The 24,298-nt window shown below is 72.8% G+C and carries 20 protein-coding genes and 3 pseudogenes; 20 read left to right on the top strand and 3 right to left on the bottom strand.

Going from position 1 to position 24,298, the window contains the following annotated elements:
* Positions 1 to 13: 13 nt before the first annotated feature.
* The 5 genes and pseudogenes from ACIBAG_RS38965 to ACIBAG_RS38945 form a co-directional block, all read left to right on the top strand.
* Positions 14 to 874, top strand: coding sequence for a bifunctional methylenetetrahydrofolate dehydrogenase/methenyltetrahydrofolate cyclohydrolase (locus ACIBAG_RS38965; protein ID WP_399112025.1), 861 nt, complete (start codon positions 14 to 16; stop codon positions 872 to 874).
* A 31-nt stretch (positions 875 to 905) separates the two neighbouring features.
* Positions 906 to 2,138: a sarcosine oxidase subunit beta family protein gene (locus ACIBAG_RS38960; protein ID WP_399112023.1), complete on the top strand. Its 1,233-nt coding sequence runs from the start codon at positions 906 to 908 to the stop codon at positions 2,136 to 2,138.
* Positions 2,139 to 2,149: 11 nt separating this feature from the next.
* Positions 2,150 to 5,419, top strand: coding sequence for a sarcosine oxidase subunit alpha family protein (locus ACIBAG_RS38955; RefSeq protein WP_399112022.1), 3,270 nt, complete (start codon positions 2,150 to 2,152; stop codon positions 5,417 to 5,419).
* A complete protein-coding gene (locus tag ACIBAG_RS38950; RefSeq protein WP_399112021.1) occupies positions 5,412 to 6,014 on the top strand; it encodes a sarcosine oxidase subunit gamma in 603 nt (200 codons plus the stop codon). The genes ACIBAG_RS38955 and ACIBAG_RS38950 overlap by 8 nt, the downstream gene beginning before the upstream one ends.
* A 313-nt stretch (positions 6,015 to 6,327) precedes the next feature.
* Positions 6,328 to 6,864: pseudogene (locus tag ACIBAG_RS38945) on the top strand (SRPBCC family protein); the annotation flags it as partial.
* 16 nt (positions 6,865 to 6,880) lie between these two features.
* On the opposite strand, the pseudogene ACIBAG_RS38940 reads toward ACIBAG_RS38945, so the two are convergent.
* Positions 6,881 to 6,994: pseudogene (locus ACIBAG_RS38940) on the bottom strand (SRPBCC family protein); the annotation flags it as partial.
* A 271-nt stretch (positions 6,995 to 7,265) separates the two neighbouring features.
* Here ACIBAG_RS38940 and ACIBAG_RS38935 point away from each other — a divergent pair.
* From ACIBAG_RS38935 to ACIBAG_RS38870, 14 genes are all read left to right on the top strand, one after another.
* Entirely contained in the window at positions 7,266 to 8,447 is a 1,182-nt protein-coding gene (locus ACIBAG_RS38935; RefSeq protein ID WP_399112019.1) for an NAD(P)/FAD-dependent oxidoreductase, read from the top strand.
* Complete coding sequence (locus tag ACIBAG_RS38930) at positions 8,444 to 8,881, top strand: glycine cleavage system protein H (protein ID WP_399112017.1); 438 nt, start codon at positions 8,444 to 8,446, stop codon at positions 8,879 to 8,881. The genes ACIBAG_RS38935 and ACIBAG_RS38930 overlap by 4 nt, the downstream gene beginning before the upstream one ends.
* The gene (gene glyA / locus ACIBAG_RS38925; RefSeq protein ID WP_399112015.1) at positions 8,878 to 10,134 is read left to right on the top strand and encodes a serine hydroxymethyltransferase; all 1,257 of its coding nucleotides are present in this window, start codon (positions 8,878 to 8,880) and stop codon (positions 10,132 to 10,134) included. The genes ACIBAG_RS38930 and glyA overlap by 4 nt, the downstream gene beginning before the upstream one ends.
* Before the next feature lie 69 nt (positions 10,135 to 10,203).
* Entirely contained in the window at positions 10,204 to 11,586 is a 1,383-nt protein-coding gene (locus tag ACIBAG_RS38920) for an L-serine ammonia-lyase (RefSeq protein ID WP_399112013.1), read from the top strand.
* Positions 11,587 to 11,650: 64 nt separating this feature from the next.
* Entirely contained in the window at positions 11,651 to 12,508 is an 858-nt protein-coding gene (fdhD, locus tag ACIBAG_RS38915) for a formate dehydrogenase accessory sulfurtransferase FdhD (RefSeq protein ID WP_399112012.1), read from the top strand.
* Positions 12,505 to 13,890, top strand: a complete 1,386-nt coding sequence (mshA, locus tag ACIBAG_RS38910) for a D-inositol-3-phosphate glycosyltransferase (protein WP_399112011.1) — start codon at positions 12,505 to 12,507, stop codon at positions 13,888 to 13,890. The genes fdhD and mshA overlap by 4 nt, the downstream gene beginning before the upstream one ends.
* A 225-nt stretch (positions 13,891 to 14,115) precedes the next feature.
* Complete coding sequence (locus tag ACIBAG_RS38905) at positions 14,116 to 14,835, top strand: hypothetical protein (protein WP_399112010.1); 720 nt, start codon at positions 14,116 to 14,118, stop codon at positions 14,833 to 14,835.
* A complete protein-coding gene (locus ACIBAG_RS38900) occupies positions 14,832 to 15,374 on the top strand; it encodes a SixA phosphatase family protein (protein ID WP_399112008.1) in 543 nt (180 codons plus the stop codon). Before ACIBAG_RS38905 ends, ACIBAG_RS38900 begins: the two co-directional genes overlap by 4 nt.
* A gap of 70 nt (positions 15,375 to 15,444) precedes the next feature.
* The gene (locus ACIBAG_RS38895) at positions 15,445 to 16,071 is read left to right on the top strand and encodes a YigZ family protein (protein ID WP_399112007.1); all 627 of its coding nucleotides are present in this window, start codon (positions 15,445 to 15,447) and stop codon (positions 16,069 to 16,071) included.
* A 117-nt stretch (positions 16,072 to 16,188) separates the two neighbouring features.
* Entirely contained in the window at positions 16,189 to 17,343 is a 1,155-nt protein-coding gene (locus tag ACIBAG_RS38890; RefSeq protein WP_399112005.1) for an aromatic acid exporter family protein, read from the top strand.
* Positions 17,344 to 17,478: 135 nt separating this feature from the next.
* Positions 17,479 to 18,642 carry an exonuclease SbcCD subunit D gene (locus ACIBAG_RS38885; protein WP_399112003.1) on the top strand — a complete coding sequence of 388 codons (1,164 nt, stop codon included), beginning with the start codon at positions 17,479 to 17,481 and terminating at the stop codon, positions 18,640 to 18,642.
* Positions 18,639 to 21,758: an AAA family ATPase gene (locus ACIBAG_RS38880; protein WP_399112001.1), complete on the top strand. Its 3,120-nt coding sequence runs from the start codon at positions 18,639 to 18,641 to the stop codon at positions 21,756 to 21,758. Before ACIBAG_RS38885 ends, ACIBAG_RS38880 begins: the two co-directional genes overlap by 4 nt.
* 142 nt (positions 21,759 to 21,900) lie before the next feature.
* Positions 21,901 to 22,104, top strand: a complete 204-nt coding sequence (locus ACIBAG_RS38875; protein WP_399111999.1) for a hypothetical protein — start codon at positions 21,901 to 21,903, stop codon at positions 22,102 to 22,104.
* A gap of 212 nt (positions 22,105 to 22,316) precedes the next feature.
* Entirely contained in the window at positions 22,317 to 22,445 is a 129-nt protein-coding gene (locus tag ACIBAG_RS38870; protein ID WP_399111998.1) for a hypothetical protein, read from the top strand.
* A gap of 412 nt (positions 22,446 to 22,857) precedes the next feature.
* Here the strand turns inward: ACIBAG_RS38870 and ACIBAG_RS38865 are convergent.
* Positions 22,858 to 23,031, bottom strand: a pseudogene (locus ACIBAG_RS38865) (transposase family protein); the annotation flags it as partial.
* Between the two features lie 203 nt (positions 23,032 to 23,234).
* Positions 23,235 to 23,714 carry an Lrp/AsnC family transcriptional regulator gene (locus ACIBAG_RS38860; protein ID WP_399111996.1) on the bottom strand — a complete coding sequence of 160 codons (480 nt, stop codon included), beginning with the start codon at positions 23,712 to 23,714 and terminating at the stop codon, positions 23,235 to 23,237.
* A gap of 94 nt (positions 23,715 to 23,808) precedes the next feature.
* Between ACIBAG_RS38860 and ACIBAG_RS38855 the strand changes: the two genes are divergently transcribed.
* On the top strand, positions 23,809 to 24,294 hold the full coding sequence (locus ACIBAG_RS38855; protein WP_399111994.1) for a rhodanese-like domain-containing protein: 486 nt from the start codon (positions 23,809 to 23,811) through the stop codon (positions 24,292 to 24,294).
* Positions 24,295 to 24,298: the final 4 nt, after the last annotated feature.

Below are 24,298 nucleotides of genomic sequence, written 5' to 3'. Positions count from 1 at the left end.
CCGAGGGAAGACGATGACTGCGCAGACACTCGACGGCAAGGCGACCGCCGCCGGCATCCGCCGCGAACTCGCCGAGCGCGTGGCCAAGTTGACGGCCACGAACGGCCGCCCGCCGGGCCTGGGCACCATCCTGGTCGGCGACGACCCGGGCAGCCACGCCTACGTCGCCGGCAAGCATCGCGACTGCGCCCAGGTCGGCATCGCCTCCATCCGCCGGGACCTGCCCGCCGACGCCTCGCAGCAGCAGGTCGAGGAGACGATCGACGAGCTCAACGCCGACCCGGCCTGCACCGGCTACATCGTCCAGCTCCCGCTGCCGCGCCACCTGGACGCCAACGCCGTACTGGAACGCGTGGACCCGGCCAAGGACGCCGACGGCCTGCACCCCGTCAACCTCGGCCGGCTCACCCTGGGTGTCGAGGCCCCGCTGCCGTGCACCCCGCGCGGCATCGTCGAACTGCTCCGCCGCCATGACGTACCCCTCGCCGGAGCGAGGGTCTGCGTGATCGGCCGCGGCATCACCGTCGGACGCCCGATCGGCCTTCTCCTCACCCGCCGCTCCGAGAACGCCACCGTGACCCTCTGCCACACCGGCACCAAGGGCCTCGCCTGGCACGTACGCGAGGCGGACATCGTCATCGCCGCCGCCGGCTCGCCCGGACTGGTCACCAAGGACATGCTGCGCCCCGGCGCGGCGGTCCTGGACGTCGGCATCACCCGCACCGACCAGGGCCTGGTCGGCGACGTCCACCCGGACGCCGCCCAGGTCGCCGGATGGATCGCGCCCATGCCCGGCGGTGTGGGCCCCATGACCCGGGCGATGTTGCTCGCCAACGTCGTCGAGGCCGCCGAGAGGAACGCGAACACCGTATGAACCTGTCCCTGCCCAACGACGGAGACGTCCGATGAGCCCCCGCACCCCCGGCGCCGACCTCCCCGACCACCCCGACTTCCTGTGGCGCAATCCCGAGCCCAGGAAGTCGTACGACGTGGTGATCGTCGGCGGCGGCGGACACGGCCTCGCCACCGCCCACTACCTCGCCAGGAACCACGGCATCACCAACGTCGCGGTGCTGGAGAAGGGCTGGCTCGCGGGCGGCAACATGGCCCGCAACACCACGATCATCCGCTCCAACTACCTGTGGGACGAGAGCGCCGGCATCTACGAGCACGCCCTCAAGCTCTGGGAGGGCCTGGCGGAGGAGCTCGACTACCCGATCCTCTTCTCCCAGCGCGGCGTGCTGAACCTCGCGCACAGCCTCCAGGACGTCCGCGACAGCGTGCGCCGCGTCGAGGCGAACCGCCTCAACGGCGTGGACGCGGAGTGGCTCGACGCCGACGGCGTCAAGGAAGTCTGCCCGATCGTCAACATCTCACCGGACGTGCGCTACCCGGTCCTGGGCGCCACGTACCAGCCGCGCGCGGGCATCGCCAAGCACGACTACGTCGCCTGGGGCCTGGCCCGCTCGGCGGACGCGGCAGGCATCGACATCATCCAGAACTGCGAGGTCACGGGCCTCGACGTGGTCGGCAACCGGGTGGTCGGCGTCCAGACGAACCTGGGCCCCATCGCGGCCGGAAAGGTGGCGCTCTGCTCGGCGGGCCACACCTCGGTCCTCGCCGCCATGGCGGGCATCGAACTCCCGGTCCAGAGCCACCCGTTGCAGGCGCTGGTCTCGGAACTCCTCGAGCCGATCCACCCCACGGTCGTCATGTCCAACGCCGTCCACGTGTACGTCAGCCAGGCCCACAAGGGCGAGCTGGTGATGGGCGCGGGCATCGACGCGTACAACTCCTACACCCAGCGCGGCGCCTTCCACATCATCGAAGAGCAGATGTCGGCGGCCCTGGAGCTGTTCCCGGTCTTCGCCCGCGCGCACGTGCTGCGCACCTGGGGCGGCATCGTCGACGTGAGCCCCGACGCCTCACCGATCATCGGGCTCAGCCCTGTCGACAACCTCTACCTCAACTGCGGCTGGGGAACGGGCGGTTTCAAGGCCACCCCGGGCGTCGGCTGGGTCTACGCCCACACCATCGCCAACGACACCCCGCACGCCCTCAACGCCCCCTTCTCGCTCGACCGTTTCACCACCGGCGCGCTCGTCGACGAGCACGGCGCGGCCGCGGTGGCCCACTAGGGAGCCGATCCATGCTGCTCATCCCCTGCCCGTGGTGCGGGCCCCGCGACGAGGCCGAGTTCCACTACGGCGGCCAGGCCCACGTCCCGTACCCGGAAGACCCGGCGTCCCTCTCCGACGAGGAGTGGGCCCGCTACCTGTTCTTCCGCGACAACCCGAAGGGGCCCTTCGCCGAACGCTGGAGCCACGCGGCGGGCTGCCGCCGCTGGTTCAACGCGGTGCGGGACACGTCGACGAACGAGGTTCTGGCGGTGTACAGGTCGGGAGAGGAACGCCCGTCGACGGTGGAGCCACGCCCGGTCACTTCTCAGCCCGGCTCGGCAGAATCAGCCCGTCCGGCGTTTGAGGACGAGGCCCTTTCAGGGCCGAGGGGGGTCCAGGGGGCGGAGCCCCCTGGCGGGGTCGAAGGGGCGGAGGCCCTTCATGACGGGACGGGTAGGGGCGGCGAGGGCGAGACAACCCAGCCGTTCCGCCACGCGACCCGCGGCCGAATCGACCGCGACACCCCCCTCACCTTCACCTTCGACGGCACCGAATACCGAGGCTTCCGCGGCGACACCCTCGCCTCCGCCCTCCTCGCCAACGGCGTCATCCGGGCCGGCACCAGCATCAAGCTCGGCCGCCCCCGGGGCATCTTCTCAGCCGGCGTCGAAGAGCCCAACGCGGTCATCCAGATCGAGGAGCCCTTCCCGGAGCCGATGCTCCCCGCGACGACCGTCGAGCTGTACGACGGCCTGGTCGCGAGCAGTCTCCCCGGCCAGGGCCGCCTCGCCACGGAACCCGACCCGGCCCGCTACGACGCCGTACACGCCCACTGCGACCTGTTGATCGTCGGCGCCGGCCCGGCCGGTCTCGCGGCAGCGGCGGCGGCAGCGAACAGCGGCGCCCGAGTCATCCTCGCCGACGACCAGCCGGAACTCGGCGGCAGCCTCCTGGGCACGGCCGAACACCTCGACTGGGTACGGGAGGTGACCGAGCAGCTCGACGCCGCCCCCGAGGTCCGCGTCCTGACCCGCACCACCGTCTTCGGCCACTACGACGACAACCACCTCCTCGCCGTCGAACGCCGCACCAACCACCTCGGCGCCGCCGCCCCCGAGAACGTCTCCCGCGAACGCGTCTGGCGCATCCGCGCCCGCCGGGTCGTCCTCGCCACCGGCGCCCACGAGCGCTCGCTGGCCTTCGCGGACAACGACCGCCCCGGCGTGATGCTGGCCTCCTCGGCCCGCACCCACGTCAACCGCCACGGCGTACTGCCGGGCCGCCACGCGGTCGTCTTCACGACCAACGACAGCGCGTACGCGGCGGCGCTGGACCTGGCCTCGGCGGGCCTCGCCCTCACGGCGATCGTCGACACCCGTCCCGAACCGGGGGAGTGGGCCGAGCGGGCGAGGGCGGCCGGCCTCGAAGTCCTGCCCGGCCACGCCGTCACCGGCACGGAAGGCGGCGACGCGCGCCTCACCGCCGTGACGGTCGCCCCCTACGGAGAATCCGCGGGGCAGCGGCAGTTCGCCGCCGACCTGCTGCTGGTCTCCGGCGGCTGGAACCCGGTGGCGCACCTGTTCAGCCAGTCCGGCGGCAAGCTGCGTTACGACGAGACACTGGGCTCCTTCGTCCCCGACACCTGCCGCCAGCAGATCGAGGTCGCGGGCAGCGCGAGCGGCGTCATGGACCCGGCCACGGTCCTGACGCAGGGCGCGGCAGCCGGTGCGCGCGCGGTCGAGGCCGAGGGCTACACGGCCGAGACGCCCCGCCTCCCGGAGGTGCCCGCGCAGCCGCGGCAGACGCCGCCGATGCACGTGTACGTCGTCCCGGGTGACACGGACGCCCCGCGCTTCGTCGACCTCCAGCGCGACGTCACCGTCGAGGACCTGGCCCGCGCGACCGGCGCCGGCCTGCGCTCGGTCGAGCACACCAAGCGCTACACCACGGCCGGCACCGCCAACGACCAGGGCAAGACCTCCGGCGTCCTGGCCGGCGGCGTCGTCGCCGAACTCCTCGGCGTGGACATCTCGGCCCTCGGCACGACCACGTTCCGCCCGCCGTACACCCCGGTCTCCTTCGCCGCCCTCGCGGGCCGCGACCGGGGCGCGCTGAGCGACCCGGTCCGCACGACCGCCATCCACGACTGGCATGTCGCGCACGGCGCCCTGTTCGAGAACGTGGGCCAGTGGAAGCGCCCCTGGTACTACCCGCAGGACGGCGAGGACATGGAGGCCGCCGTGCTGCGCGAGTGCGCCGCCACCCGCGAGAGCGTGGGCTTCATGGACGCCTCCACCCTCGGCAAGATCGACGTCCAGGGCCCGGACGCCGGCGTCTTCCTCGACCGGCTCTACACCAACATGATGAGCACCCTGAAGGTCGGCATGATCCGCTACGGCGTCATGTGCCGCCCGGACGGCATGGTCTTCGACGACGGCACGGTCATCCGCGTCGCCCCGGAGCGCTTCCTGGTCACCACGACGACGGGCAACGCCGCCGCCGTACTCGACTGGATGGAGGAGTGGCTCCAGACCGAGTGGCCCGAGCTGAAGGTCCACTGCACGTCCGTGACCGAGCAGTGGGCCACGGTGGCCCTGGTCGGCCCGAAGTCCCGTGCGGTCCTCGCCGCGCTCGCGCCCCAACTGGCCGTGGCCAACGACGACTTCCCGTTCATGGCCTGGCGTGAGACGACCGTCGCGGGCATCGCCGCCCGGGTCTGCCGGATCAGTTTCTCCGGCGAACTCGCCTACGAGATCAATGTGTCACCGTGGCAGGCGCTCGCGTTGTGGGAGGCCGTGTACGAGGCCGGTGCCCCGTACGACATCACCCCGTACGGCACGGAGACCATGCACGTCCTGCGGGCCGAGAAGGGCTACCCGATCATCGGCCAGGACACCGACGGCACCGTCACCCCGCAGGACCTCGGCATGAGCTGGGTGGTGTCGAAGAAGAAGCCGGACTTCATCGGCAAGCGGTCCTACGCCCGCGCCGACACCTCCCGGCCCGACCGCAAGCACCTGGTCGGCCTCCTCCCCGAGGACCCGGGCACCTTCCTCCCGGAGGGCACGCACCTGATCGCCGACGGTGTGCTGCCGACCCCGCCCGTGCCGATGCTCGGCCATGTCACGTCCAGCTATCGCAGCGCGGCCCTCGGCCGGACGTTCGCGCTCGCCCTGATCAAGGGCGGCCGGGACCGCATCGGCGAGCGGCTGTACGCCCCCGTCGGCGACCAGCTCGTGCCGGTGACCGTCGCCGCCCCCGTCCTCTACGACCCCGAGGGAGCCCGCCGCGATGGCTGAGACCGCCCTTACCGCCCCGCTCCGCAGCCCGCTGTCGCAGGTCGCGGACCGTCTGGCCGCCGCGACAAGCACGTCCGGGGGTGCGATCAGGCTGGCCGAACTCCCCTTCCTGGCCCAGCTCGACGTACGCCTCGACGCCAAGGGAGCGGCGGCGGAAGCCGTCGGGCTCGCCCTGGGCCTGCAGCTGCCCCTGCAGCCCAACACCGTCGTCCGCGCGGGGGAGTTGACCGCGCTGTGGCTCGGTCCGGACGAGTGGCTGCTGGTGGGGCCGCCGGGAAGTGAGCGGGACCTGGAGAGCCGCATCAGGGAGGCCGCGGGAGACGAGCCGGTCTCCGTCACCGACGTCTCCGCACAGCGCACGACGCTCCTCGTCACGGGCCCGCGCGCCCACGACCTGCTGGCCCACGGCTGCCCGCTGGACCTGCATCCACGGGCCTTCGGCTCCGGACGCTGCGCCCAGACGACCCTGGGCCGCACCCAGGTCGTCCTGGTCGCCCGGGACGAACCCAGGGCCGGCTTCTGGGTCCTGGTCCGCTCGTCGTTCGCCGGCTATCTGGCGGACTGGTTGCTCGACGCGGCGACGGAATACGTCTGAGTGACAACGGAGTAGGTCCGAGCGACACCGGACGGGGCTCCCCGTCACCCGTGTGGGAGCTCCGTCGAGGGGCTCCCACAGGGCTTTGCGCACGGGGATTCGCCATACCCATCGAAGGCTGACCCCTGTGACCGTCACGGCTGACACCACCACCCCCGCGCACCCGGGAACGCCCGGACTCCACCCGCACGGGCTGCCACGACCCGGCCGGACGCTGGTCATGGGCGTCGTGAACGTCACCCCCGACTCGTTCTCCGACGGCGGCCTGGCGTTCGCCGCGGACGCGGCCGTCGCGCAGGGGCTCGCGCTGCTCGGGCACCGCGGCGCCAAGCTGTGCACCGAGGAGTCCGGCGAGTCAAGCGGGCTTTCCAGTGCCCGTACCATGCCTGGGCCTACGGCCTGGACGGCAAGCTGGTCGCCGCGCCCAACCTGACCTCGATGGCGGACATCGACCGGACCGAGTACGGCCTGATCAACGGCCATGTGCGGGAGTGGCTCGGCTATGTGTGGGTGTGCCTCGCCGACGAGCCGCCGTCCTTCGGGGCCGACGTGCAGGGCGCGGTCGTCGAGCGGCTCGGCGACCTGGAGTCGATCGAGCGCTACGGCATCGACGACCTGCTGGTGGGCCGCCGTATCACCTACGACGTCAAGGCCAACTGGAAGCTCATCATCGAGAACTTGATGGAGTGCTACCACTGCGCCACGATCCACCCCGAACTCACCGAGGTGCTCCCGGAGTTCGCGGACGGCTACGCGGCCCAGTACTACGTCGGCCACGGCGCGGAGTTCGGCGAGGAGGTCCAGGACTTCCCCGTCGACGGCCTCCCAGGGCCTGGACCGCATCCCGGGTTCGCCGGCTGGGTGCGCTCGACGATCGTGCGGTCGGGGGCCAGCGGGTACATCCGGTGGAAGATCACGTGGTCGGGCACGAGGTTGATGAAGACCTGCGGCCGGACGGTGATCGCGTAGTAGCGGCGGTCCGCAGAACAAGCTCGAGGTCGGCCCCACACACTGACCGGCCCCACCCCCCCCGTACCGCCCGTCCACCTGCTGTTGCGGCCCCTCCGGCAGGTGGACGGGCCATCGGGCTTTCTGTACAGGCGGCTCTGTTGCGAAGTGCGCAACCCTGAGCGTCATTGGGAATCGATAGGCGGCTCCGCCCCCTTGACAACGCCCGCACCGCGCGGAAAGCATGTTGCGTATAGCGAAGGTCGTTGTGTTATGCGAGACACCTCCCCGTCTGGAGCCGGCATGAGGAGCATTACGGTCGTCGGAGCGTCGCTGGCAGGTCTGAGCACGGTCCGCGCGCTGCGCGCGGAGGGCTACGACGGCGAGATCGTCGTCGTGGGGGAGGAGCGCCACACTCCCTACGACCGCCCCCCGCTGTCCAAGGACTTCCTCAAGGGGGACATCGACGCCGCAGGGCTGGCGCTCGGCGACGCGGACGAGTACGAGATCCTGGACGTGCACTGGCTGCTCGGCGAGCGTGCCGTGCGGCTCGACCCCGTGGCCCGGACCGTCACCCTGACCGGGGGACGGCACGTGCGCACCGACGGTGTCGTCGTCGCGACCGGGGCCAGCGCCCGCACTCTCCCCGGCGCGGAAGGGCTGGCTGGCGTCCACACCTTGCGCACCCTGGACGACGCCCAGGCACTGCGCACCGAACTGCTCGACGGCCTGCCCCGGGTCGTCGTCATCGGCGCCGGGTTCATCGGCGCCGAGGTGGCGTCCACCGCGCACCGGCTCGGGCTCCACGTCACCGTCGTCGAGGCGCTCCCGGTACCGCTGGAACGCCAACTCGGACGCGAGATGGGGCTCGTGGGCTCCTCGCTCCACGGCGATCACGGGGTGCGGCTGCTGTGCGGAACCGGCGTGGCGGAACTCGTCGGCGAGGGCCGCGTCACGGGCGTACGGCTGGCGGACGGACGGCTGCTGCCCGCCGACGTCGTCGTGGTCGGCGTGGGCGTCCGCCCCAACACCGACTGGCTCGCCGGCTCCGGTGTGCGGGTGGACGACGGCGTGGTGTGCGACGCCGGCTGCTCGACCGGTGTTCCGGGCGTGGTCGCCGTCGGCGACGTCGCCCGCTGCCCCAACCCGTTCACCGGACGGCACGCCCGCATCGAGCACTGGAGCAACGCCACCGAGCAGGCGAGGACCGCCGCCCGCACACTCCTGAGCGGCGTCTCCGCCCAAGCCCCGCTCATCGCGCCGTACTTCTGGTCCGACCAGTACCAGGTGCGCATCCAGGTCGCCGGACACGTCGCCCCCGGCGCCGAGCCCGAGGTCGTCGAGGGAGACATCGACAGCCGCACCTTCACCGCCGTCTACCGGCGCGAGGGCACCCCCGTCGCCGTGCTCTCCCTCAACCAGCCGAAGTTCTTCAACCGCCTCCGCCGCACCCTGGTCCCCGCCGCCGCGGCCGTCGTGTCATGAGCTCCGCACCCCGACTCCCCCCGGAATCCGCAGGGGAGGCCGCCACGAGCATTCCGCGGCACCTGCGTTACACCTGGGACCACGAGTGGCTCGTCGTGGACGAGGGCAACGCCACCGTCGGCATCACCGCGTTCGCGGCGAAGGCCCTCGGTGACGTGGTCGACCTCCGGCTGCCCGCGGTCGGCTCCTGGGTGGAGGCCGGGGAGAGCTGCGGGCAGATCCAGTCACGGACCGCCGTCAGCGGCCTGTACGCCCCCGCCTCGGGCCGCGTCCTGGAAGTCAACCCCGCCCTGGCCGACGACCCGGGCGTCGTCAAGGCCGCTCCCTACACCGGCGGCTGGCTGTTCCGGCTGCGGGTCGAGAACATCGCCGGCGCGCTGTCCGCCGATGCCTACGCCGCCCACTGCGCCCACACTCGAGGAGACCGCCGATGACCCTGTTCAACCAGCCCCTGCACGAGCTCGACCCGGCCGTCGCCGCCGCGGTCGACGCCGAGCTGGAGCGTCAGCAGTCCACCCTGGAGATGATCGCCTCCGAGAACTTCGCGCCGGTCGCGGTCATGGAGGCGCAGGGCTCGGTCCTGACCAACAAGTACGCCGAGGGCTACCCGGGCCGCCGCTACTACGGCGGCTGTGAGCACGTCGACGTCGCCGAGCAGATCGCCATCGACCGGGTCAAGGAGCTGTTCGGCGCCGAGTACGCCAACGTCCAGCCGCACTCCGGCGCCTCGGCCAACCAGGCCGCCCTGTTCGCCCTCGCCCAGCCCGGGGACACCATCCTCGGCCTGGACCTCGCGCACGGCGGCCATCTCACCCACGGGATGCGGCTGAACTTCTCGGGCAAGCAGTTCAACGTGGTCCCGTACCACGTGGACGACTCCGGTCTGGTCGACATGGCCGAGGTCGAGCGCCTGGCCAAGGAGCACCGGCCGAAGGTGATCATCGCGGGGTGGTCGGCGTACCCGCGGCAGCTGGACTTCGCGGAGTTCCGGCGGATCGCCGACGAGGTCGAGGCCTATCTGTGGGTGGACATGGCGCACTTCGCCGGGCTGGTCGCGGCCGGGCTGCACCCCAACCCGGTCGAGTACGCCGATGTCGTCACCTCCACCACGCACAAGACCCTCGGCGGCCCGCGCGGCGGCATCATCCTCGCGAAGAAGGACTTCGCGAAGAAGCTGAACTCCTCGGTCTTCCCGGGCTTCCAGGGCGGCCCGCTGGAGCATGTGATCGCGGCCAAGGCGGTCTCCTTCAAGGTCGCCGCGTCGGAGGAGTTCAAGGAGCGCCAGCGCCGTACGGTGGAGGGCGCGAAGATCCTCGCCGAGCGGCTGACCGCGGCCGACGCCCGTGAGGCGGGGGTGAACGTGCTGTCCGGCGGTACGGAGGTGCACCTGATCCTGGTCGACCTGCGCGAGTCCGAGCTGGACGGGCAGCAGGCCGAGGACCGTCTCCACGAGGTCGGCATCACGGTGAACCGCAACGCCGTCCCCAACGACCCGCGTCCGCCGATGGTGACGTCCGGTCTGCGCATCGGCACCCCGGCGCTGGCCACGCGCGGCTTCACCGCCGAGGACTTCACCGAGGTCGCGGACGTCATCGCCGAGACGCTCAAGCCGTCGTACGACGCGCAGGCACTGAAGGCCCGGGTCAAGGCCCTCGCCGACAAGCACCCGCTGTACCCCGGCCTGTAACCGACACCTCCCCCGCAGGGGCGTGCCCGTGACCGTTCGGCACGCCCCGCCAATCCCACGGAGTATGGCGTGGCAATCAGCGTCTTCGACCTGTTCTCCATAGGCATCGGCCCGTCCAGTTCCCACACGGTCGGCCCGATGCGCGCCGCCGGGATGTTCGTCGCCCGGCTGAAGCGGGACGGCGTGCTCGCCCAGACCGTCGCGGTACGGGCGGAGCTGTTCGGCTCCCTCGGGGCCACCGGCCACGGCCACGGCACCCCGAAGGCGGTGCTGCTCGGCCTGGAGGGCTGTGAGCCGCACACGGTCGACGTCGCCCAGGCCGACCTGGACGTCGAGCGGATCCGCAGCACCGGGCGCATCCGCCTGCTCGGCGCCGAGATCGGCCCGGCCCACGAGATCGACTTCGACGCCTCGACCCAGCTGGTGCTGCACCGCCGGCGCTCGCTGCCGTACCACGCCAACGGCATGATCCTCTTCGCGTACGACGCCGACGGCGTGCCGCTGCTGGAGAAGACGTACTACTCCGTGGGCGGCGGCTTCGTGGTCGACGAGGACGCGGTCGGCGCGGACCGGATCAAGCCCGACGACACAGTGCTCGCCCACCCGTTCGGCACCGGCGACGAACTGCTGCGCCTGACGAAGGAGACGGGCCTGTCGATCTCCGCGCTGATGCTGGAGAACGAGAAGGCCTGGCGCACCGAGGCGGAGATCCGCGCCGGCCTGCTGGAGATCTGGCGGGTCATGGAGGCCTGTGTCGGGCGGGGCCTGGGCCGTGAGGGCATCCTTCCCGGCGGTCTGAAGGTCCGTCGGCGGGCCGCGGCGGCGGCTCGGGCGCTGCGCAGCGAGGGCGATCCGGCGGGCCGCGCCATGGAGTGGGTGACGCTCTACGCGATGGCCGTGAACGAGGAGAACGCCGCGGGCGGCCGGGTCGTCACCGCCCCGACGAACGGCGCGGCCGGCATCATCCCCGCCGTCCTGCGGTACTTCCTCGACTTCGTGCCGGGCGCCGACGAGGACGGCATCGTGCGCTTCCTGCTCGCGGCGGGCGCCATCGGTCTGCTCTTCAAGGAGAACGCCTCCATCTCCGGCGCCGAGGTCGGCTGCCAGGGCGAGGTCGGCTCGGCCTGCTCGATGGCCGCCGGAGGTCTCGCCGAGGTGCTCGGCGGCAGCCCCGAACAGGTCGAGAACGCCGCCGAGATCGGCATGGAACACAACCTCGGCCTCACCTGCGACCCGGTCGGCGGCCTCGTCCAGATCCCCTGCATCGAACGCAACGGCATGGCCGCGGTCAAGGCCGTCACCGCCGCCCGCATGGCGCTGCGCGGCGACGGCCGCCACCACGTCTCCCTCGACAAGGTCATCAAGACCATGAAGGAGACCGGCGCCGACATGAAGGTCAAGTACAAGGAGACCGCCCGCGGCGGCCTCGCCGTCAACGTCATCGAGTGCTGAGGAGACGGACGGAGGAAGGGACGGACGAAGCGTCACGTCCACGTACGAAACCGGGGGTGAGGCCATGGGACGGGTCACCGACCGACGGCGCGTGCTGCGGATCCGGGACGGTGCGCCGAGCACGCGCCCGGACACCCTGGTGGCGGAGGAGCCACTGGAGATCCGGCTCGGCGGCAAGCCGCTGGCGATCACCATGCGCACGCCCGGCGACGATTTCGCGCTCGCCGCCGGATTCCTGGTGAGTGAGGGCGTGGTGGGCCGGGCCGAAGACGTGGCGAACATCGTGTACTGCGCGGGCGCGACACAGGACGGCTCGAACACATACAACGTCGTCGACGTGCGGCTCGCCCCCGGCGTACCGCTGCCCGACATCACACTCGAACGGAACGTGTACACCACGTCGTCCTGCGGTCTGTGCGGCAAAGCCAGTCTGGACGCCGTACGGACCACGGCACGCTGGCCGATCGACGACGCACCGCCGGTCCGTGTCACCCCCGAGCTGCTGGCCGGCCTGCCCGACCGACTCCGGGCCGCGCAGCGGGTGTTCGACCGCACGGGCGGACTGCACGCGGCCGGGCTGTTCTCACCCGAGGGCGAGCTGCTGGACCTGCGGGAGGACGTCGGCCGGCACAACGCCGTCGACAAGCTGATCGGCCGCGCGCTGCGCGGCGGCCGACTGCCGCTGTCCCGCGCCGTCCTGCTGGTGTCCGGGCGGGCATCCTTCGAACTGGCGCAGAAGGCGGTCATGGCGGGCATCCCCGTGCTGGCGGCGGTCTCGGCGCCGTCCTCCCTCGCCGTGGACCTGGCGGCCGAGACGGGGCTCACGCTGGTCGGCTTCCTGCGCGGCGGCTCCATGAACGTGTACGCGGGCGAGCAGCGCATCGACCTGCGAGCCGGGGCCACGGCGGGAGCCGGTGAGTGACCCGCCTCGAAGGCTTCCAGGGCGGCCGGAGCCACGGCGACACCCTCGTCGGCCAGCCCCGGCCGCGGCCACCCTTCACCCACGGCCGCCCCCGCCGCGTGGCGATGCTCAGCGTGCACACCTCACCGCTGCACCAGCCCGGTACCGGTGACGCGGGCGGCATGAACGTCTACATCGTCGAGCTCGCCAAGCGCCTGGCCGCCATCGACATCGAGGTGGAGATCTTCACCCGGGCCACCTCCGCCCACCTCCCGCCCAGCGTCGAACTCGCGCCCGGCGTCCTGGTACGGCACGTGGCCGCCGGACCCTACGAGGGCCTGGCCAAGGAGGACCTCCCCGCCCAGCTCCGCGCCTTCACGCACGGCGTGACGCGGACCTGGGCCGACCACCGCCCCGGCCACTACGACCTGGTCCACTCCCACTACTGGCTCTCCGGCCACGTCGGCCGGCTCGCCGCCGAGCGCTGGAGCGTGCCGCTCGTCCACGCCATGCACACCATGGCCAAGGTCAAGAACGCCTCGCCGGCCGAGGGCGACACCCCCGAGCCCGCGCTGCGCGTGCTCGGCGAGAGCGAAGTCGTACGCGCCGCGGACCGGTTGATAGCGAACACCGAGAAGGAAGCGCGGGAACTGCTCCGCCACTACGACGCCGACGCCTCCCGGGTCGCTGTCGTCCATCCCGGTGTCGACCCGGAGCGCTTCCGCCCCGACGCCCGGGGTATCGAGGCCGGCCGGGCCGCCGCCCGGTCCCGTCTCGGCCTGCCGCAGGACGCGCTGATTCCGCTGTTCGTGGGCCGCATACAGCCGTTGAAGGCACCGGACGTACTGCTGCGCGCGGTCGCGCGGTTGCTGGACGAGCGACCGTGGCTGCGCGAGCGGATCGTGGTGCCCGTCGTGGGCGGGCCGAGCGGCAGCGGCCTCGCCAGGCCGGAAGGACTGCAGAAACTGGCGGCCCGTCTCGGCGTCTGTGACGTCGTGCAGTTCCGGCCGCCGGTCGGCCAGGACCGGCTCGCCGACTGGTACCGGGCGGCGTCCGTGCTGGTCATGCCGTCCCACAGCGAGTCCTTCGGTCTGGTGGCCGTCGAGGCACAGGCCTGCGGCACCCCGGTGATCGCCGCGCGGGTCGGCGGCCTGCCGGTGGCCGTACGGGACGGGGTGAGCGGTGTTCTCGTACCCGGGCACGACCCGGCGGACTACGCGCGGGCGCTGTACGGCTTCGCCGACGACCCGGCCCGCTCCGCCCGCATGAGCGAGGCAGCGGTCCGCCACGCCCGGTCCTTCGGCTGGGCCAACGCCGCAGCGGCGACGGCGGACGTGTACACCGCGGCCCTGCACGCCCGAAGCCGCGCGTTTCGCACAGTCGGCCGCAGACAACTCCGGTAGCCCCGGCCCGAACTCCTGTCCGAGCGGGCCGGTGCGCAGTACCGTGCGGGCAGTCCGCACGGCAGGGGGTGGCGATGCCCGGGTACGACATGCGTGCCGCGCGCCTGGGTGGGCCGTACAACCATGGATGACCAGCGAACTCCCGGCAGCCGGGACGCCCGCCACGATGACCGGAAAGCGGGCAGGATGGCTGCGGAGCACGGTCCGTCGGCCTACGCTCGCTCCGTGCTGCGCATCACCGACGCCCGAACCGGCGCACCCGTCGACGCCGCCCCCGCCCGCCGGGGCCTGACCCGGATCGAGGCACATACCGGGGGCTTCGACGTCACCGCCCTGCGGGTCCTGCTGGCCGCCGACCTCCTCGTCCGCGCCCTGGAGCTCGCCGGCACACCGGTGTGGGCGCTGCTCGACGAGGAGCGGCAGCAGGCGGAGCTGCGGGCCGGCGCCGCGGCGCTGGGCATCCGGCCCTTCGAGGACGGCCGGGACGCCGCCTCGGGACTGGGGGAGGCACAGGTCATCCACGTCGTACGTCAAGGAGGCGCGGAACCCGACGGAGTGCGGGTCGCCGTCGCGCCCGTGCACTCGGAGGCGCCCCCCGAGGAGGCCGACCCCGCAGCCCTGCGCCTCGCGCTGCTCTCCCGGCACACGAGCGTGCCCGTACGGCTCGACACGGCCGCCCTCGCCGACGCCCACGACACGCTCGCACGCTGGCGCGCTGCCGTCGCCGCCTGGGCGCAACGGCCGTCACGTCCCATCCCCGACGAGGTGCGGGCGGAACTGCGCACCGCATGGGAGGACGACCTGGACGTGCCCGGAGTCCTCGGAGTGCTGCGCTGGGTGGAGACCGCCGCGGACCTGCCCGACGGCGCCCGCTTCGAGACGTACGCCTACGCCGACCGACTCCTCGGCCTCGACCTCACCCACGACCTGGGAACCCCCTCATGACCGCCCGCATCGGAGCCGGACCGCTGCGCCGTCTGGTCGTCCTCCGGCACGCCAAGTCCGCCTGGCCGGACGGCGTCGCCGACCACGAGCGCCCGCTCGCCCCGCGCGGCCACCGGGACGCCCCGGTCGCGGGCCGCATGCTCGCCGGCGCCGACTGCCTGCCGGACCTCGCGCTGTGCTCGACGGCGGCACGCGCGCGTGCCACCTGGGAACTGGCGTCCGCCGAGTGGGGCACCCCACCGCCCGTGCGCCACGACCGGCGGCTGTACGCGGCGGACGCGGCCGACCTCCTGGCGGTCGTGCACGAGGCGCCCCCCGAGGTCAAGACACTGCTGCTGGTCGGGCACAACCCCGGCCTGGAGGACCTCGTCCTCGAACTCGCCGGGGACGGCCTCGACGACACGCTGGACCAGGTCGGCACGAAGTTCCCGACTTCGGCGATCGCCGTACTGGCCTGGCACGGGCCCGCCTGGCGGGACCTCGCGCCCGGCACGGCGCTGCTGACGGACGTGATGGTGGCGCGGGGCAGGAAGCGGTGAACGGCAGGAAGACGTGAGCCGGGCACCGGCCGGAGGCCCTGGTCCCGGGCCGGCGGCATAGGCTGTCCCGATGCAGGACGAGTACCGCACAGTCGCCCACGCGGGCGTGCACGAGACCGAGGTCAACCGCTCACGCTTCATCTGTGCGCTCGCCCCGGCCGCCACCGAACAGGAGGCCCAGGAGTTCGTCGCCGCCGTCCGCAAGGAGCACGCGGACGCCACCCACAACTGCTGGGCCTACGTCATCGGCGCCGACGCCGCGGTCCAGAAGGCCAGTGACGACGGCGAACCGGGCGGCACGGCCGGCGTCCCCATGCTGCAGATGCTGCTGCGCCGCGACATGCGCTACGTCGTCGCCGTCGTCACCCGCTACTACGGCGGCGTCAAGCTCGGCGCGGGCGGCCTCATCCGGGCGTACGGCGGAGCCGTGGGCGAGGCACTGGACACCCTCGGCACGCTCACCCGGCGCCGCTTCCGGCTGGTCACGGTCACCGTCGACCACCAGCGCGCCGGCAAGGTGCAGAACGACCTGCGGTCGACCGGGCGCGAGGTACGCGACGTGCGCTACGGGGAAGCGGTCACCATCGAGGTCGGCCTGCCGGACGCCGAGGTGGAGACGTTGCGCGCGTGGCTCGCGGACGCGACGGCGGGGACGGCCGGGTTCGAGCTCGGCGGAGAGGCGTACGGGGACGCGTGAGCGGACGGGCGTAGGCGAGGCGTGACCGGACAGGCGCACGGCGAGGTGTGACCTATTCCGCCCCAGCCCCCGAAGATGGGCGGCATTCATCGGGGCAGGCGTGGCACCTGGGTCGTCATGCAGGGGACGCGTGCGACGGTGCAGGGTGCTCGGCGCCATGCCGGAGCGGCCGTACGGGCGGCTCGGCGGGCATGGGCGCAGCCGGGCCGGGAACGGGATCTGGCCGTACAGGCCGCCAAGGCGGCGCTGGCGGCCTGTGTGGCCTGGGCGGTGGCGGGCTGGTGGCTGCGGATGCCGATGGCCTTCGTCGCACCGTGGGTCGCGGTCGTGCTGGTGGAGTCGACGGTGTTCCGGTCCATCGCGCACGGGCTGCAGCAACTGGCGGCGATCGCCACGGGGACGGTGGTGGCCACCGGTGTGGCGCTGATGCTGGACTCCCCGATGGCGGCGATGGGCCTGGTGCTGCCGGCCGTGGTACTGCTGGGCAACTGGCGGCGCCTGGGCAGCCAGGGCGTCTACGCCGCCACGGGTGCCTTGTTCGTGCTGACCGGCGGACCGGTCACCGTCGCCGGGTCGGCGGCCCGGATCGCGGAGGCGGTCTTCGGCGCGGTGGTGGGCATCGCCGTCAACGCGCTGATCCGGCCTCCGGTGTATCTGCGCAGCACCCGTGCCGCGCTGGAGGAGGCGGCGCGCGAGGCGCAGGAGATCCTGGACGCGGTGGCCGACCGGCTGGCCGCCGACGAGTGGGACGCCCGGACGGCCGGTTCCCTGCACGAGCGGGCACTGCGGCTCCATCGCCTGGTGGAGCAGGCCCGTGCCGCGGTGGGCTGGAGCCGCGAGAGCCTGCGCGTCAATCCACGGCGCCGCAGCCGCGCCGTCTCGCCGCCCGGACAGGACTACGACGACACGGTCACGGTGCTCGACTACCTGGCCGTGCACACGGCGGGCGTCACCCGGGCGGTGCTGGAGGCGTGCGACGACGAACGCGGGCAGCCACGCCCGGGACCGCCGGTCACCGAGCCGTACGCGCAGTTCCTGCGTGGCAGTGCCCGAGCCATCCAGCTCTACACCCGGAGCCGGTTCGCGCCGGGCGGTTGCGACCAGCACGCCGACCGGGAACTGCGCGAGGTGGTCGAAGACATGGTCAGCGCTCTGGACGATCTGCGCCGGCGCCTCCATGACGCGGTGCCCGACGACCCCGACGCGCTGGCGAGCTACGGCACACTGCTCACCCAGGCGCGCAGGCTGGCCGACCAGTTGGCCAGGCACTGACCTCTCTCATATCAGGCATGCAAGTCATAGCGGGATGATCCGACCCGTGAACGTGCGGGTGCCGGAACGTTCATGACGGGGCGATACGGGAGTAACCGCCCGTGCTGTCAGACCCGGCCGTTAGTCTCGGGGATCATGAGGCTGCTGCACACTTCCGACTGGCATCTCGGCCGGGCGTTCCACCGGGTGAACATGCTCGACGCCCAGAACGAGTTCATCTGCCATCTCGTCGCCACGGTGCGTGAGCGGGATGTCGACGCAGTGGTCGTGTCGGGGGACGTGTACGACCGGGCGGTGCCGCCGCTCGCCGCGGTCGAGCTGTTCGACCATGCCCTGCACAGCCTCGCCGAGCTGGGCGTGCCGACGGTGATGATCTCCGGGAACCACGACTCCGCGCGCAGACTGGGCGTCGGCGCCGGGCTCATGGAGCGCGCGGGCATCCACCTGTGCACCGACGCCTCGGCGGCGGGCATGCCGGTGATGCTGGCCGACGCCCACGGTGACGTCGCCTTCTACGGGTTGCCCTATCTCGAACCCGCCTTGGTCAAAGAGGAGTTCGGCGTGGAGAAGCCCGGCCACGAGGCCGTTCTCGCCGCCGCCATGCGCCGGGTGCGCTCGGACCTGGCGACGCGCCCGCCGGGCACCCGGTCCGTCGTCCTCGCGCACGCCTTCGTCACCGGAGGCGAGGCCAGCGACAGCGAGCGGGACATCACCGTCGGCGGGGTGGCGGCGGTACCCGCCGGGGTCTTCGACGGCGTCGACTACGCGGCACTGGGCCATCTGCACGGCTGCCAGACCATCACCGACCGGGTCCGCTACTCGGGCTCGCCGCTGCCGTACTCCTTCTCGGAGGCCGACCACCGCAAGACCATGTGGCTCGTCGACCTGGACGGCGACGGCACGGTCACCGCCGAGCGCGTGGACTGCCCGGTGCCGCGTGCGCTGGCCCGGATCCGGGGAACGCTGGAGGAACTGCTCGCCGATCCCGGGCTGGCGAGGCACGAGGAGTCCTGGGTCGAGGCGACGCTCACGGACGTGGTGCGCCCCTCGGACCCCATGGCCCGACTCGCCGAGCGCTTCCCGCACACCCTCAGCCTCGTGTTCGCCCCCGAGCGGGCGCCGGACGACCCCGACGTGTCCTACGCGCGGCGGCTCGCGGGCCGGAGCGACCAGGAGATCGCGGAGGACTTCGTCGCGCATGTGCGCGGGGCCGGGCCCGACGAGCGTGAACAGGGCGTACTGCGGGACGCGTTCGACGCGGTGCGCGCCGGCGAGGCCGTGCGGGAGGTGGCGCGGTGAGGCTGCACCGCCTCGACGTGACAGCGTTCGGGCCGTTCGGCGGTTCCCAGACCGTCGACTTCGACGCGCTGTCGACCGCCGGGCTGTTCCTGCTGCACGGCCCCACCGGCGCCGGCAAGACCTCCGTCCTGGACGCCGTCTGCTACGCGCTCTACGGCTCCGTGCCGGGTGCCCGGCACAGCGGCCAGGGCATCACCCTGCGCAGCGACCATGCCGCGGCCGGCACCCGCACCGAGGTCCGCCTCGAACTCACCGTCGCCGGACGCCGGTTGGAGATCACCCGGCAACCGCCCTGGGAGCGCCCCAAGAAGCGCGGCTCGGGTACGACGCTCGACAAGGCGCAGAGCTGGCTGCGCGAGTACGACGCCCAGGCCGGGGCCTGGAAGGACCTCAGCCGCTCGCACCAGGAGATCGGCGAGGAGATCACCCAGCTGCTCGGCATGAGCCGTGAGCAGTTCTGCCAGGTCGTGCTGCTGCCTCAGGGCGACTTCGCCCGCTTCCTGCGCGCCGACGCCGAGGCCCGTGGCAAGCTGCTGGGCCGGCTCTTCGACACCCACCGTTTCGCCGAGGTCGAGAAGCGCCTCGCCGAGCGGCGACGGGCGGCCGAGGCCCAGGTCCGGGACGGCGACGCGGCGCTGCTGGCCGACGCGCACCGGATGCAGCAGGCCGCGGGCAGTGCCATGGAGCTGCCGGAGCTGGCACCGGGGGAGCCGGGTCTGGCCGAGGCCGTCCTCGGCGCCGCCGCCGTCGCCCGCAGCACTGCCCGCGAACAGCTGACCGTCGCCCACTGCCGCCTCCTGGCCGCCGAGTCCGCCCAGGCCGCCGCCGACCGCACCCTGGCCGACGTACGTGAGGTGGACCGGCTGCAGCGGCGGTTCGCCGAGGCGCAGGGACGGGCCCGGCTGCTGGAGGAGCGGGCCGACGCCCACCGCGAGGCGCAGGCACGTATGGAGCGGGCCCGCAAAGCGGAGGCGGTGGCACCGGCACTGGAGCTGCGGGAGGCCGCCGAAGCCGAGCACCGTCGGGCGTCCGAGGCACAGGCACGCGCGCGTGCGGTGCTGCGGGATGCCTTCGGGGGTGCGGGGACGGGAGTCGGGCCGGGCGGCGGTGCGGGGGCCGGTACCGCCGGGGCGCACGCTTCTTCCCGGGCACCGGAGACCTTTCCCGAAGGGCACGTGTCGGCTCGGGACGCCCACCCCTTCGCCGACGCCGGTGCCGCCGGGCTGGCCGCCGCCGCGCGCCGGTTCGCCGAGGAACTGGGCGGTCTCGAGTCGGCCCGGCGCGGTGAGCGACGGCTGGGCGAACTCGTCGCGGAGCGTGCCCGGTTGGACCGCCAGGAGCGGGCGGACGACGAGGTCCGTCTGGAGGCCGAGACCTGGCTCGACGGGTGGGAGGCGACCCGGGCCGCACTGCAGACCCGGATCGCCTCCGCGCAGGAGGCCGCGCACCGCGCCGACCAACTCGCCGCGCAGCGCGAGCCCGCGCGGCAGCGACTCGCCGCGGCCCGGCTGCGCGACCAGCTGGCCGGCGACACGGACACGGCCGCCGAACAGGCCGCCCACGCCCAGCAGCAGGCACTCGAGGCCAAGGCGCACTGGCTGGACGTGAAGGAACAGCGCCTGAACGGCATCGCCGCCGAACTCGCCGCGCAGCTCCAGGACGGCGCGCCTTGCGCGGTCTGCGGTGCCACCGAGCACCCCGCCCCGGCCCGCAAGGACGCCGGACACGTCGACCGGGAGGCGGAGGACCGTGCGCTGGCCGCCTACCAGCAGGCGGAGGAACGGCACACGGAGAGCGAACGGCGCCTGGGCGTCGTACGGGAAGCGCTGGCCGCCGCCACCGCCGAGGCCGGCGATCTGCCGACGAGCCACCTCGCGGAGGCCGCCGACCAGTTGGAGCGGCTGTACGCGCAGGCGCGCAGGGACGCCTCGGCACTGCACTCCGCGCAGGAGGAGTTGCGCCGGGCCGAGGCGGAACACGAGCAGCGCACCGCCGCCCATCAGCAGGCGGCGGTCCGGGCCGCGGCCCGGGTGGGCCACCGCGAGCGTCTGGACCGCGAGAAGGCGGCCCTGGAGGCCGAGTTGGCCCAGGCACGCGGCACCGCCGACAGCGTCGCCGCGCGGGCCGCGCAGCTGGAGCGGCAGGTCGCGCTGCTCACCGAGGCCGCCGACACCGCGCGTGCCGCCGACGACACCGCCCAGCGACTCAAGGACGCCGACGCCCGCCTGGCCGACGCCGCCTTCCGCGCGGGCTTCGACACCCCGCAGGCCGCGGCCGCCGCCCTCCTCGACGACACCGCCCACCGCGAGCTGCAACGACGCCTGGACGCCTGGCAGTCCGAGGAGGCGGCGGTACGCGCGGTCCTCGCCGAGGCCGACACCGCGGCCGCCGCCCAGCGGCCGACCGCCGACGTGGAGTTGGCGGAACGCACCGCTTCCGCTGCCGCGCAGCGGTCCCGCGACGCCGCCTCCGTGCGCGACGCGGCGGCCCGGCGGTGCACCGAACTCGACCGGCTGTCCGCCCGAGCGGCCACCGCCGTACGTCAACTCGCCCCGCTGCGCGAGGAATACGACCGCGTGGCCCGACTCGCAGCGCTCACCGCGGGCACCTCGGCGGACAACGAACGCAGGATGCGCCTGGAGTCCTACGTGCTCGCGGCCCGCCTCGAACAGGTCGCCGCCGCCGCGACCGTACGGCTGCGGCGCATGTCGTCCGGCCGCTACACCCTGGTCCACTCCGACGACCGCGCCGGCCGTGGCCGCAGCGGCCTCGGGCTGCACGTGGTCGACGCCTGGACCGGTCGCGAGCGGGACACGGCGACCCTGTCCGGCGGTGAGACGTTCTTCGCCTCGCTCGCCCTCGCCCTCGGCCTCGCGGACGTCGTCACCGACGAGGCCGGCGGGGTCCGCCTCGACACCCTCTTCATCGACGAGGGCTTCGGCTCTCTCGACGACCAGACCCTCGACGAGGTCCTCGACGTCCTGGACTCACTGCGGGAGCGCGATCGCAGCGTCGGGATCGTCAGCCATGTCGCCGATCTGCGGCGGCGGATCCACGCGCAGTTGGAGGTGGTGAAGGGGAGGTCGGGGTCGGTGTTGCGGCAGCGGGGGCACTGACCGAGGGGGCGCTGAAGCCTCGCGACGACGTGGACTCCCAAGCCGTTATGTGATGGGTAGGGGGGAGCGATCAGCGCCGCGGTGTGCCGGGCGCGGACCCGGCCGCCGAGTTCGCCGTCGCGGGCGCGGAGCAGCTGCCCGCGTGGCTGCGCATTCCAGACCGCAGGCGGAGACGCAAATCGGCTTCCGGACCGAACCGTTGGCGGTGCCGCCGGATGCGGGCCCGGTGCGCCTGGTGGTCCGCGAAACCGAGCGGACCCCACCCGCGACGGCACCAGAGCCGGACGGTTCGCCCGCCGCCCGGCTCCTGGAGCGCACGGTCTTCGCGGACATCGTCCCCCTGTAGCCGTGACCGCGGGCCGCGCGGCCGCACCCGGCCGGGAACCAGAGGCCAGTGGAAGGGGAACCGGTGGAACCACCAGAGGAGGCCGCCCACCATGCGGCTGTGCAGCGTTCACCGCCATGCCCACGAGCAGCTGGTCTTGGGCATACGGGAGGTTGCCGCCCGTCCACTGGCGGTGGGCGTGGCGGGCGATGTTCAGGGTTACGGGGATCGCGATGACGGTGAAGATGGAGACGGTCGCTACGGCGGTGGCGTGGAAGACGGGGCGGTACCAGGTCACCGTCAGCGACAGCCGAGGCGTCACCATCGGCGACAACAACCAGATCACCCAGCACTTCACCTGACCCCGCACCGTTGGCCGGCCACCTTCCAGCGCGATGCTGTGGGCTGGCAGTCGCCCTTGAGCCCGTGGCCGATGCGCATGCGTTCCCAGGCGTCCTCGGGAACGTGCCCAGGTTGCCGGGGCGTAGTCGAAGCCCAGACGGCAGACGACCAGGCGCAGTCGGCGTCCGCCGTACACCTCGTCGCCGGCAGTCCCGCGGGCGTGGCTACGGACTGCTCTGCATGGCCGTCCAGGGGTACCTGCCTCGTCATTCGACGATTACCGGCCCTTGTTCGAACCTGATGGAGGACCTCCTTGCATGGGCACAGGGCCGCGTGCTTCGACCTCAGTGCCCCGCGCCGCGAGGTGCCGTGCGCTGGATGCGGGATGGTCGGCGACCAGATGCCGGGCCAGGGCGACGCGGTGCACCTTCATCTGCGGAAGATGCGCCAGCACTTCAGTCGTGCCACCCCGCGCTCGACCGGTGCCCGCGCTGCGGACAGCGCACCGTTGACGGTTTGCTCGGGCGGGGTGAGCCCTCGGCCCGGCGGGGGTCTGAGGGATGTCGTCACCCACGGGCCGGCGCCCATGCAGGCCCTGTCGGCGAGGGATCGGGTCGCCTTGGCGCCGGGATCGTCCTTCAGCAGCGCCACCCAAGCCCCCTTGCATACGCCGTTCGCCCGAAACAGCGAGTGAACGTAGAGCCACCGCGCGGCGGTCGGGGGCGTGTTGCGCGGATCAACCCGGCATGCACATGCCTGCATGGCCCTTCTCGCCCCGTACTGGCCGGGAGTTGCTCGACGTCCTCGGCTCACTGCGGGAGCGGGACCGCAGCGTGGGGATCGGGAGCGCCAAGCGCCCGGCGGGGCAGTGGTGACGAGTAGACGACACTCGTCGTCACCGAACCCAGTGTGCCGATCTTGCCGGACACGGCCTCCAGGTGCCGCATCGAGCGCGCCGCGACCTTGATGACGAAGCAGTCGTCGCCGGTGACGTGGTGCGCCTCCAGGATCTCCGGCGTGGCAGCGACCAGGTCGTGGAAGGGCTTGTAGTTGCCGTGGGGGTACCGGAGGCGAACGAAGGCCAGGATCGGCAGCCCCAGCCGCTCGGGGTCGACCACTGCCGCGTACCCCTGGATGACGCCCGCTTCCTCGAGCCGCCGTACCCGTTCCGTGACCGCGCTCGCGGACATGGAGACGGCACGCGCCAGCTCGGCGAAGCTGGCGCGGCCCTCACGCTGGAGGACGTCGAGGATTCGCCAGTCGGTGGCGTCCGGGGAAAACGCGGTCATGGGGGAGAAGTAGCAGGTGATTCCCCGGCGGATCAAGCGGAGTGCCGGGGATCGTCCCTTCAGCGGCTGGAGCAGCGGCCGTAGATTTCTGATCATGACGACTACCGCAGCCACCCCCGCCAACCCCGTCCTCCGCGTCGCCCCGGCCGCCCCGGCCGAGGCCGCCGCCTACTTCCGGGCCGGCCTCGCCTTCCACGCGGACGTCTCGGACGTCGCCTCCGCCCTCGCCACCGGCGGCGACCCCGGGTTCGTCGTCGTGGACTCCCGTTCCACCGAGTCCTGGGACCAGGGCCACATCCCGGGCGCGATCCACCTCCCCACGGCCCTCATCCCCGAGCAGGCCGAGCAACTGCTCGACAAGTCCGTGCCCGTCGTGACGTACTGCTGGGGACCGGGCTGCAACGGCGCGACCCGTGCCGCACTCGCCCTCGCCGAACTCGGCTACCAGGTCAAGGAGATGCTCGGCGGCTTCGAGTACTGGGCGCGCGAGGGCTTCGAGTACGAGACCTGGCAGGGCCGTGAGAGTGTTCCCGTCGACCCGCTGACCGCGCCCGTGGCCTCGGACAACTGCGGTTGCTGAGAGC

This window comes from Streptomyces sp. NPDC051243 (assembly GCF_044455405.1).
Taxonomy (GTDB): domain Bacteria; phylum Actinomycetota; class Actinomycetes; order Streptomycetales; family Streptomycetaceae; genus Streptomyces.
Note: the sequence above shows the minus strand (reverse complement) of the source record. Positions and strands in the feature narration are given on the sequence as shown.